Source organism: Streptomyces inusitatus (assembly GCF_014651115.1).
Taxonomy (GTDB): Bacteria; Actinomycetota; Actinomycetes; order Streptomycetales; family Streptomycetaceae; genus Streptomyces; species Streptomyces amakusaensis.
In genome coordinates this window covers 20,523-30,983 of record NZ_BMWG01000020.1, presented here as the reverse complement: position 1 = coordinate 30,983, position 10,461 = coordinate 20,523, and the positions used below count along the sequence as shown (strand labels likewise).

General features: G+C 71.5%; 10 protein-coding genes. 3 read left to right on the top strand and 7 right to left on the bottom strand.

Translation table 11 applies throughout. The features are described 5' to 3' along the window. Positions 1–118: 118 nt before the first annotated feature. Positions 119–991: a DUF4394 domain-containing protein gene (locus tag IE247_RS25140; RefSeq protein WP_190125547.1), complete on the bottom strand. Its 873-nt coding sequence runs from the start codon at positions 989–991 to the stop codon at positions 119–121. 259 nt (positions 992–1,250) lie between these two features. Here IE247_RS25140 and IE247_RS25135 point away from each other — a divergent pair, with 259 nt between their 5' ends. Next, entirely contained in the window at positions 1,251–2,654 is a 1,404-nt protein-coding gene (locus tag IE247_RS25135; RefSeq protein ID WP_229869340.1) for a cellulose binding domain-containing protein, read from the top strand. Positions 2,655–2,768: 114 nt separating this feature from the next. On the opposite strand, the gene IE247_RS25130 is transcribed toward IE247_RS25135, so the two are convergent. From IE247_RS25130 to IE247_RS35070, 6 genes are all read right to left on the bottom strand, one after another. Next, positions 2,769–3,938 carry an LLM class flavin-dependent oxidoreductase gene (locus tag IE247_RS25130; RefSeq protein ID WP_190125546.1) on the bottom strand — a complete coding sequence of 390 codons (1,170 nt, stop codon included), beginning with the start codon at positions 3,936–3,938 and terminating at the stop codon, positions 2,769–2,771. 28 nt (positions 3,939–3,966) lie between these two features. Continuing rightward, positions 3,967–5,160, bottom strand: a complete 1,194-nt coding sequence (locus tag IE247_RS25125) for an SfnB family sulfur acquisition oxidoreductase (RefSeq protein WP_190125545.1) — start codon at positions 5,158–5,160, stop codon at positions 3,967–3,969. A gap of 1 nt (position 5,161) precedes the next feature. Beyond that, positions 5,162–5,716, bottom strand: a complete 555-nt coding sequence (gene ssuE / locus IE247_RS25120) for an NADPH-dependent FMN reductase (protein WP_190125544.1) — start codon at positions 5,714–5,716, stop codon at positions 5,162–5,164. A gap of 95 nt (positions 5,717–5,811) precedes the next feature. Further along, the gene (locus tag IE247_RS25115; protein WP_190125543.1) at positions 5,812–7,038 is read right to left on the bottom strand and encodes an acyl-CoA dehydrogenase family protein; all 1,227 of its coding nucleotides are present in this window, start codon (positions 7,036–7,038) and stop codon (positions 5,812–5,814) included. A 71-nt stretch (positions 7,039–7,109) separates the two neighbouring features. Then, entirely contained in the window at positions 7,110–8,240 is a 1,131-nt protein-coding gene (gene sfnG / locus IE247_RS25110) for a dimethylsulfone monooxygenase SfnG (protein ID WP_190125542.1), read from the bottom strand. Between the two features lie 123 nt (positions 8,241–8,363). After that, complete coding sequence (locus IE247_RS35070) at positions 8,364–8,480, bottom strand: putative leader peptide (protein WP_373305604.1); 117 nt, start codon at positions 8,478–8,480, stop codon at positions 8,364–8,366. 150 nt (positions 8,481–8,630) lie between these two features. Between IE247_RS35070 and IE247_RS25105 the strand changes: the two genes are divergently transcribed. Next, positions 8,631–9,566, top strand: coding sequence for a LysR family transcriptional regulator (locus IE247_RS25105; RefSeq protein WP_190125541.1), 936 nt, complete (start codon positions 8,631–8,633; stop codon positions 9,564–9,566). A 110-nt stretch (positions 9,567–9,676) separates the two neighbouring features. Beyond that, complete coding sequence (locus IE247_RS25100) at positions 9,677–10,423, top strand: PepSY domain-containing protein (RefSeq protein WP_190125540.1); 747 nt, start codon at positions 9,677–9,679, stop codon at positions 10,421–10,423. Positions 10,424–10,461: the final 38 nt, after the last annotated feature.

Here is a 10,461-nt window from a genome sequence, read left to right as displayed (position 1 = left end):
CCCAGATGCCGAGGGCGGCGGGGGGGGGGGCGAAGCGCCGGGGGGGGGGGACCCCGTAGAGCCCCCGGGGGCCCGCCCACGGGGGGGTGCCCGCCCTCCGGCGTGCCGGGCTCTCGGCTCAGTGCTGGGCGAGCGGCAGGGCGATGTCGGTGACCTGGCGGCGGGCGGGGAAGGAGCCGAGGTCGCGTACGGCTCCGGTCAGGACGCCGACCTCGTAGAGACGGTGGGAGGTGCCGGTGCGGAGGGCGGCGAAGCCGTGGTTGGAGCCGTCCGCCGGGGAGAAGTAGATGTCGAATCCGGCGTCCGGGCCGGCGTCGACGCCGAGGCCGCCGGTGGGGGCGAGGGAGCCGCTGTTGGCGGGTGACTGGAGGTCGACGCGGTCGGTCAGGGTGTCGATGTCGAAGAGGGTGGTGGCCGTGGCGGTGTCGAGGTCGTTGTTGGTGTAGGCGGCGGCGGTGACGCCCTGGGCCGCGGTGGGCGGCACGGTGGGGTTGATCAGCGGGCCGTCGGCGACGGTGCCGGGCGCGCCGGTGGCGTCGTCGATGTTGTGGCGGAGGTTCTGGCCGGTGTCGCTGATGACGCGCAGCCGGTTGGCCGCCGGGTTGAAGTCGACGCCGAAGAGCGCGCCGGAGAGGGCGACCGTGAGCTGGGAGACCTTCGTGGCCGTGGCGTTCGTGGTGTCGAGGGTGTAGACACCGCCCTGGTCGCCGACTCCGTACAGCTTGAGGTTCTGGACCCGGAAGTCGATGCCGACGAGCTTGGTGTCGCCCGTCAGGCCGCTGATCCGGCCCAGGGTCCTGGTCGCCGAGGGCTTGTCGACGGCGAACCGGACGAGCCGCTGGTCGGCCGTGAGCCCGAGCGCGCTGAGGGTTCTGGGGGCGGCGGCACCGCTTCGCGAGGCGGCGGGCGCGGCGGCGGGTTCGGCGAGCGCGAGGGCTGGTGTGGTGAGGGCGGCCAGGCAGACGGCGGCCGTGGCGACGGAGTTGCGCATGACGGTGCTCCTTGCTGGGTGGATCGCCCGGGGCGGGCGATGTCCGCTCAGGGTTCGGAGCCGAGGCCCGAAGGTATGGGTGGCAGATGCATATATCACCCTGTCGGCGCAGCGAAGCGGCCCGCACGGCAGTGCTCTCGAATTCAGATGCCACTTACATACACCAGTTCGACAGGATCCCTTTTCAGTACAGTCACGGACTGTCGCCGGACGTCACCCGGGCGACAGCCCGCCCCACCCGTTCAGGAGAGGCAGCGCCATGAGAAGAACCCCCCACCACCGGCTGCGCACGGCGGCGGCCGCCGCTCTCGCCATGGCCCTCGGCACGGTCGGTCTCGCGACCCTCCCCACCGCCGCGAACGCCGCCACCACAGGCGGCGGACTCACCGTCCAGTACCGCACCAGTGCGACCGGGGCCACCGCCTCCCAGACCGCGCCCTGGTTCAAGGTGCGCAATACCGGCGGCGCCTCGGTGCCGCTGAGCGATGTGAAGATCCGTTACTATTTCAAGGCCGACTCGGCCCATGCCGCCCACCGCTTCTCCTGCGACTGGGCGGTGAGGGGGTGCGCCCAGGTGACCGGCTCCTTCGGCACGCTCACCCGGCCGACGGCCACCGCCGACCGCTATCTGGAGGTCGGTTTCACCGCCGGGGCGGGCTCTCTCGCCCCCGGCGCGGACAGCGGGGACATACAGCTGCGCTTCCACCGCTCGGACTGGCAGCAGCTGAACCAGAGCGACGACCACTCCTTCGGAGCCGGGCAGACCTCGTACGGCGACTGGCCCAAGGTCACCGCGCGGCTGGCCGGGACCACCGTGTGGGGCGCCGAGCCCGGCGGGGGGCCGACCGATCCGCCGCGCGCCGCGCTCTTCGACGACTTCGACTACACCGCGCACAACGATCCCCGGATCGCGGCCAACGGCTGGACGCTGCGCACCTACTCGGGCGGCCCCGGCGTCCCGGGCGCGACCTGGTCGCCGCAGAACATCTCCTTCACCTCCACGGGCGGCGAGACCGTCATGAATCTGGAGACCTCCACCTCCGGGACGGCGGCGAGCACCCGCCAGGCGGAGATCTCCACCTCCGCGATGAAGTTCAGGAACGGCACCTACGCGGCCCGGGTCAAATTCAGCGACGCGCCGAGGTCGGGGCCGGACGGCGACCATGTGGTGCAGACCTTCTTCGCCATCAACGACCTCAAGTCGCCGATGGCCGACGACTACTCGGAGTACGACTTCGAGTATCTGCCCAACGGTGGCTGGGGCGAGAGCGCCAACATCTTCTTCACCACCTCCTGGGAGACCTACGACCCGGACTCGGGGCAGAGCGTCAACCAGCACACGGTGGCCCGAAGCAGCCACGGCGGATGGCACGACCTGGTGTTCACCATCGACGGCGATGACATCCGCTACTACGTGGACGGGCGGCTCTTCAGCACCCACGGCGCCGCGTATCTCCCCGAACGCTCCATGATCATCAGCTTCAACCAGTGGCTGACGGACCTGACGGGCCAGACCTCCACCGCGCCCCGGGCGTACGAGCAGCAGGTGGACTACGTCCTGCACATCAAGGACCGGGTCCTCACCCCCGAGCAGGTCGCGGCGGAGGTCGGGGCGTACCGCGCGGCGGGCCGGACGTTCGAGGACACGGTGACCGCCGGGTGATCCCGGCCGGGCGCTGAATCTGCCGCCCCGGCCGGCCGGAAGAAGACCGGCCGGCCGGGCGGACACGCGAAGGGACGGCGCGGACGCATGAAGGGGCGGGGCGCGCTCCGGCGGTCAGCGGTGCGCTCGTGCCGCGAAGGGCACCTCCGCGTCGGCTCCGTCCCCCGGCGGTCCGCCCCCCGAAGGGGTCCACAGCCCCAGCGCGGCCAGTCTCGGCAGCACCCCCTCACCGAACCAGTACGCCTCCTCCAGATGCGGATGGCCGGACATGATGAACTCGTCGACGCCGAGCCGGTGGTACTCCACGATCCGCTCCGCGACCTCCGCGTGGCCGCCGACGAGCGCGGTGCCCGCTCCCCCGCGGACCAGACCGATCCCGGCCCACAGATTCGGCGCGATCTCCAGACCGTCCCGGGAGCCGCCGTGGAGGGCCAGCATCCGCCGCTGGCCCTCGGACTCGCTGCGTGCGAGACCCGCCTGCACCGCGGTGACGGCCTCCGCCGAGAATCCGTCCAGCAGCCGTGCCGCCTCGGCCCACGCCTGGTCGGCGGTGTCGCGCGCGATCACATGGAGGCGGATGCCGAACCGTACGGTCCGGCCCTCCCGTGCCGCGAGGGCGCGCACCCACGCGATCTTCTCCGCCACCTGGGCAGGCGGCTCGCCCCAGGTCAGATAGACATCGCTGTGGCGGGCGGCGACCTCTCCGGCGGGGGCCGACGAGCCGCCGAAGTAGATCGGCGGCACCGGGTCGGGCAGCCGGCCCAGCCGGGCCTCCTCGACGTGCAGATGCCGGCCGCGCCCGGTGACCGTCTCGCCCCGCCAGAGCGCCCGGACGATTCCGAGGAACTCGCCGGTCCGTTCGTACCGCGCGTCCTTGCCGAGGAAGTCGCCGTACGCGCGCTGTTCATGGCTCTCGCCGCCCGTCACCACATTGAGCAGCAGCCGCCCGGGGGCGTGGCGCTGGAAGGTGACGGCCATCTGGGCCGCCAGCGTCGGGGAGACGAAACCCGGGCGGAAGGCGACGAGGAATTTCAGCCGTTCGGTCTCCCGCGACAGCATGGCGGTGGTCAGCCAGGCGTCCTCGCACCACGCGCCGGTGGGGGTGAGAGCGCCCTCGAAGCCCAGTTGCTCGGCCGCGCGGGCGATCTGGGTCAGATAGCCGAGGTCGGCGGGGCGCGCGCCGCCTGCCGCGCCCGCCGTGCCGGCCGACACGCCATGACCGCCGCCGATGACATGGCGGCTGTCGCCGTAGGTGGGGAGGAACCAGTGGAAGGTGAGGTTCACGGGACTCTCCGGGGCGGGGGGGGGCGGGTCAGAGCAGACCGTGGCGCGGCGGCCGGGTGCCGCTCAGCACATGGCGGCCGATGTGCTGCACCTTCCAGCGGACCGGGTCGTGCAGGGTGTGCGTACGCGCGTCGCGCCAGTGGCGGTGCAGATTGAGGCCGTCCAGGGCGGCGCGCGTCCCCGACAGCTCGAACAGCGCGTCGGCCGTCTCCACCGCCGTGTGCGCGGCGTGGACCTTCGCCGCCGCCACCGCGATCGACGCCCGGGCGGCGCTGTCGTCGGTGAGCGCGGCGGACGCCTCGTCCACGGCGTCCGCCGCCGCGCCGAGCAGTGCGTCGGACGCCCGCACCTGGATCGCGAGTTCGCCGAAGCGCTGGATGAGCAGCGGATCGTCGGCGGCGGTCGCGTGCCCTTCGCCGACGCTCTCGAACCAGGGTCTGCTGCTCGTACGGACGAACGCGACGGCCTCCGCGAGCGCGCCCGCCGCGATCCCGGCGTCGATGGCCGTGTGGAGCAACTGCGCCACCGCGCCGTGCAGCTGGGGCCCGTCGAAGGTGAGGTGGTGCGGTATGACACGGTCGGCGGCGACGGGGACTTCCGCGAGGCGCACGGTGCCGCTGGCGGTGGTGCGCTGTCCCATGCCGTCCCAGTCGTCGATCACCGTGAGACCCGGCGCGTCGCGGGGTATGTACGCCACATGCGGGGCGTCGCCCTCCGCCCTGGCCAGCACGGGTATCCAGTCGGCGAACAGCGCCCCGGTGGCGTAGTGCTTCTCGCCGGTCAGCAGATAGGAGCCGTCCGGACGGGGGGTGAGCCTGGCGCGGACATCCTGGATGTGCGCGGTCCCCTTCTCCGACTGCGCGTTGCCGAACCGGCGGCCGGCCAGCACCTCGCGGAAGAAGAACGTCCGCTGCGCCTCGGTGCCCTGGCGGCGCAGCACGTTCACATAGACGAAGTGGCTCTGCGGGATCTGCGCCAGGCTGGCGTCGGCGGAGGCCAGCCTGCGGAAGACCTCGGCGAGTGTGCGGGCGCGGACGTCGGCTCCGCCGTGGTCGGCGGGTACGGAGATCCCGAGGAGGCCGGTGGCGGAGAGCCGGTCGAGTTCGGCGTACGGCAGAAGGCGTCCGGCGTCCCGGGCCGAGGCTCCGGCCCGGAAGGCGTCGGCGAGTTCGGCGGCGACCGCCAGGGCCTCCGTGTCGTCGGCGATCACCCGTGCCGCCATGTCAGGCGGCCAGGGGCAGTGACTCGGCGGCGGCCAGCGCCAGGGAGAAGTGGTCGAGGACCCGTTCCAGCTCCGCCCCGGAGGCCGGGTCGACGGCGACGGTTCCGCCGTCCGGGGCGCTGATGTGCCGGTCGAGGACGAAGCGGCCCTGGACGATGTGGGACGCGCCCATCGCCGAGAGGACCGGGCGCAGCGCGTAGTCGACGGCCAGCGCGTGGGCGAGGGAGCCGCCCGTCGCGAGCGGCAGCACGGTCTTGCCCGCGAGCGCGTGCTGCGGCAGCAGATCGAGCAGGGCCTTCAGCAGCCCGGAGTAGGCGGCCTTGTAGACCGGCGTCCCGACGAGGACGCCGTCGGCCTGTGCGAACAGCCGCCGGGCGGCGGCGATCGCCGGATGCCCGGGGTCGGCTCCGAGCAGGGCTTCGGCGGGGAGCGTCCGCACGTCGAGAGGGATCACCAGGTGGCCCTGGGCGGCGAGCCTGCCGTCCAGGTGACGCAGCAGCCTCGCCGTTCGGGAAGCGGGGGACGGACTGCCGGAGACGGAGAGGATGGTGGCCATACGGGATTCACCTCGGGTGGCTGACCGTCCCGCCGGCGCCGGGCCGGGCGGGACGCGAGAGGGTGGGGCCGGGTTCGGCCGGGGATCTTGCGGGGTCAGGAGTACCAGGTGGGTTCGGGCAGTTCCCCGGTGAGGACATGGCGGCCGACCTCGCGCCGCTTGTAGGCGATGGGGTCGTGCAGGGTGTGGGTGCGGACATTGCGCCAGAAGCGGTCGAGCCCTTCGGCGCTGGCGGTGGAGCGGGCCCCGGTGACCTCGAAGATCCGGCTGGTGATCTCCAGCGCCGCTTCGGTGGCGACGGCCTTGGCGGCGGCCACCCGCACTTCGTGCTTGCCCCGGGCGTCCTCGGTGATCGCGTCGGGGTCGTCGTGCAGCCGCTGTGCCTCCTCGGCCACCCGGTCGGCGAATGCCTCGGCCTGCCAGAGCTTGGCGGTGAGGTCTCCATAGACGTCGATGACATACGGTTCGTCGACGGCCCGCTCATGGCCGCCGTGCAGCCAGGGACGGGTCTTGGTGCGGGTGTAGGTGGCGGCGGTCTCCAGTGCTCCGGCGGCGATCCCGAGGTAGAAGTTGATGAACACGATTTGGATCACCGGGACGTTGAGGGTGTTGTAGACGCGCGGTGCGAACGTCTTGTCGGTGTAACCGGCGGCCGAGGCCCAGGGGACGCGTACGCCGTCGATGGTGACGCTGCCGCTCTCGGTGAGGCGCTGGCCGATGTTGTCCCAGTCGTCGTGGAAGGCGAGGCCCTCGCTGTCGGAGGGGACGATGGCGAAGATGTGCTTGTCCGTGCCCTCCAGTACGCCTTCCAGGACGGTGACGTCGGAGACCTTGCTGCCGGTGGAGAAGGATTTGCGGCCGGTGAAGACGAGGGTGTCGGCGTCCTCGCCCTCCTCGCGCACCACGAGGTCGTCGTCGCGGGGGTTGACCGCGCCGCCGAAGAACCAGCGGTTGCGGGCGGCCTCCGCCTCGACGTGCTCCCACTGCGCGCGGGTGCCGACCAGCCGGGCGGCCCAGTTCCACAGATAGTGGTAGCCGAGCAGCTGGCCGATGGATCCGTCCGCCTTGGCGATCTCGCGCACCACTCGGTACGCGGTGGGCCAGTCCTGGCCGCCGCCGCCGTGGGCGACGGGCCCGAGCAGAGTGACCAGGCCCGATTCCTTGAGCAGCCGGACTTCGGCGTACGGGGTCGCGCCGGCCTTGTCGCGGGCGGCGGCGTCGACGGCGAGGACGGCGCTCACCTCGGCGGCGCGTGCGATCCAGCCGGGGGCGTCGGTGGGGGCGGGCAGAGTCGTCCAGTCGGCGGGGAGGGTGGTGCTCATGCGCGTGTTCTCCTTCGGTTCTCGTGCTTTCGGGTTCGGGTTCGGGTCGGGGCGGGTGAAGGGGCAGGGGCTCAGACCGGTGCCGCGGCCGGTGCGGGGACGGCGGCGCGGGGCCGCGCCTCCAGTTCGCGCACCAGGGGCAGCACCCGCCGGCCGAAGTACTCGACCTCCTCCAGGTAGTGCAGGAAACCGAGCAGCAGCAGGTCCACGCCGAGGCGTTTGTACGCCACGATGCGCTCGGCGATCTGCTCGGGCGTGCCGATCAGACCGGTTCGGAAGCCGTCGTTGTACTGGACGAGATCCTCGAACGACGAGTCCTGCCACATGCCCTTGCCGTCCGCCGCGGACCGGCCCGCCTGCCGCACCGCGGTCCCGAAGCCGTGCACCGCCTCGGTGTCCGCCTTCGCGACGATCTCCCTCAGCACTTCGCGCGCCTCGGCCTCGGTGTCACGGGCGATCAGGAATCCGTTGAGTCCGAAGCGCACCCGCCGCCCGGCCGCCGCTGCGGAGGCGCGTACGTCGCGGAGCTGTTCCCGTACGCCGTCGAAGTCCTTGCCGTTGCTGAGGTACCAGTCGGAGACCCGGCCCGCCATGGTGCGGGCCGCGGTCGAGTTGCCGCCCTGGAAGATCTCGGGGTGGGGGCGGCCGGGGACGCCGAAGGGCTTGGGCTTGAGCGAGAAGTCCCTGATCCGGTAGAAGTCCCCGGCCAGTTCGGCGTGGTCGTCGGTCCACAGGGCGCGCAGCGCGCGGATGAACTCCTCGGAGCGCCGGTAGCGTTCGTCGTGCTCCAGCCAGGGTTCGCCGAGGGAGGTGAACTCGTCCTTGAACCAGCCGCTGACGACGTTGACGGCGAAGCGGCCCTTGGACAGCAGATCCGCGGTGGTCCCGAGCTTGGCCAGCACTCCGGGGTGCCAGAGACCCGGGTGGACGGCGGCGATGACCTTGAGGCGTTCGGTGGCGAGCAGCAGGGCGAGGCTGAAGCTCGTCGACTCGTGCTGGTACTCCGCTCCGTAGCTGGCCATGTAACGGACCTGGCTCAGGGCGTAGTCAAAGCCGTTGGCCTCGGCGAGCACGGCCAGTTCGCGGTTGTAGTCGTATCCCCAATCGGTGCGCTGTTCGATTGTGCTGGTGACCAGGCCACCACTGACATTGGGAACCCAATAGGCGAACCGCAGCGGGTCGGCGGCGGACAGCGAGGGCATCGGTAACTCCCGTGCATAGGGAATCGGGCGAAGATTGCCGAACCCGTCGGTCACGGAAATGAATTCATAAAGAATTCATCGCATGGGTGACCTGGGGGTGGAGTGGCGCGTGGAGTCGGATCTTCAGCGGGCGGGCCGACACAGGGCGCTGGAGACGCGGACGAGGTCGACATGGCGTCGGCGGGTGAGTTCCGCGCGGTCCGGAAGATCTCCCATCGCGATGTCACCGCCCTTCCTCATGTTCGCTCGAAAGCTCTCCTGACCAAGGAGCGTACCGCTCTGATTTCTTGAGGTCGATTCGGCATTCTCGACCCGGTGGTAGGGTTTGCCTTTCACTCGGATAGCACTGCACGGACGTCAGTTCGAAAGAGTGGAAGGGTGTTGGGGCCCGTGCGCATAGAGCAGCTCGAATACATCGCGGCGGTGACCCGGCTCGGATCATTGCGCCGTGCGGCGGAGGCGCTTCATGTCTCCCAGCCCGCGCTGAGCGAGACGGTCCGGAATCTTGAACGGGAGCTGGGCGTCGATATTCTGGACCGGCGGCGCTCCGGCGCCAGGATCAGCGCGGCCGGCCGTGAGCTGCTGCCGCACATCATCGGTGTGCTGGACGCGGTCGACACCCTGCGCCGTGCCGCCGACGATCAGCACCGCACCACCCGGATGATCCGGCTCGGCACGGTCAACGCGGCCACGGTGCCCCTGCTCGTACCGACCGTCCAGGCCTTCCGGAGCGCCCATCCGGAGACCCAGGTCGAGATCACCGGCGGGCAGCAGGCGGACATCCACCGGGAGCTGCTGGAGGGGAGCCTCGATCTCGGTCTGGTCAACTACCTCCAGGGCGACGACAAGCCTCCCGGGCTCCAGACCACCGAGCTGCTGCGCGGACGCCCGGTGGTCTGCGTACGCTCCGACAGCCGGCTCGCGGCGCTCGGCGCGGTCTCCGTCGACGACCTGCTCGAAGAGCCGCTCATCGTGATGCGCTCCGGCTATGTGATGCACCGCTATGTGCACCGCCTGCTGGAAGGCCGGAATCCGACGTTCTCGTACTCCACGGACGGTGCGGAGATGGGGAAGCTGATGGTGGCCGAGGGGCTGGGCGCGACGGTGCTCCCCGACTTCAGCGTCAGCGGCGACCCTCTGGAGCGCTCCGGGATCATCACCCACCGTCCCCTGAAAGGCGAGGTGCCGGCCGTGCTGATGGTGATCCAGCGCCCGCTGTCGGCGGCGACGACGAAGGCGGCACGGGAACTCCACGCGATCTTCGTGCGCAGCGCGGCGGCGTATGCCGTCGCCGCCTCCGCGCGCACCCGGAGCCTCGGGGCCTGATGGGCCGAGTGCCTGCGGAAGCGGGGGTTCGGGGGTTCGGGGGCGGCCGATCGGGTGGCTCGTGGCGGCGGCTCGGTAGGGGCGGTGGGCGAGGGGATACCCGTGGGTGCATGAGCCCTGATTCGAGTCAGCCGCAAGCCCGCGCTCCGCGTCCTCTCCGTGCCCGTACCGCCGCGGCGGTCTGTGCCGTCGTCGGTTCCCTGCTGTCGGTCACCGCCTGCGGCAACGACAGCGGTTCGGTGACCTCGGCCGCCGAGGCGGGGCAGGAGGCCGGGGCGGCCCGGGCCACGCCCAGCACCCCGGCCGCCAGCGCGTCGCTGTCGCGGGAGCGGGAGCAGCGGAAGGAGCTGGTCGCGTCCGCCCAGATCACCTGGGACAAGGCGGCGGACAAGGCGGTGGCGGAGGTTCCGCAGAGCAAGCTCGTCGATCTTGAGCTGGAGCGCACTCCACAGCGTCCGAGCCCGTCGGAGACGGCCTCGCCCCGGCCTTCCAGGAGTCCGGGCGCGCCGCGGTGGTCGGCGACCGTCGCACAGAAGGACGGCACGGCCCACATCGTGATCATCGACGCCGTGACCGGGCAGGTCATCGAGGAGCGTGCCGAGCAGGGGCAGGACTCGGGCGACAAGCAGCAGCTCGCCGGGCTGCTCGCGCAGGCGACCCAGACGCCCGCGCAGGCGGTCAAGACGGCCACGGACAAGCAGCCGGGCACCGTCACCGGGGTGCAACTGGACGACGACGACAAGAACGTCGCCGTCTGGCAGGTCGAGGTGGCGAACACGGACGACTGGACCGAGTCCGACTTCGAGATCGACGCCGCCAAGGGCGACATCGTGTCGCAGCGGGTCGACCGGGACTGAACGGGAACGGACGGACCGGACGGAACGGCCCCGGAACG

Coding starts and splice junctions, on each gene's coding strand:
- IE247_RS25140 (WP_190125547.1), bottom strand. CDS start 991: ATGCGCAACTCCGTCGCCACGGCCGCCGTCTGCCTGGCCGCCCTCACC.
- IE247_RS25135 (WP_229869340.1), top strand. CDS start 1,251: ATGAGAAGAACCCCCCACCACCGGCTGCGCACGGCGGCGGCCGCCGCT.
- IE247_RS25125 (WP_190125545.1), bottom strand. CDS start 5,160: ATGGCGGCACGGGTGATCGCCGACGACACGGAGGCCCTGGCGGTCGCC.
- ssuE (WP_190125544.1), bottom strand. CDS start 5,716: ATGGCCACCATCCTCTCCGTCTCCGGCAGTCCGTCCCCCGCTTCCCGA.
- IE247_RS25115 (WP_190125543.1), bottom strand. CDS start 7,038: ATGAGCACCACCCTCCCCGCCGACTGGACGACTCTGCCCGCCCCCACC.
- sfnG (WP_190125542.1), bottom strand. CDS start 8,240: ATGCCCTCGCTGTCCGCCGCCGACCCGCTGCGGTTCGCCTATTGGGTT.
- IE247_RS35070 (WP_373305604.1), bottom strand. CDS start 8,480: ATGAGGAAGGGCGGTGACATCGCGATGGGAGATCTTCCGGACCGCGCG.
- IE247_RS25100 (WP_190125540.1), top strand. CDS start 9,677: ATGAGCCCTGATTCGAGTCAGCCGCAAGCCCGCGCTCCGCGTCCTCTC.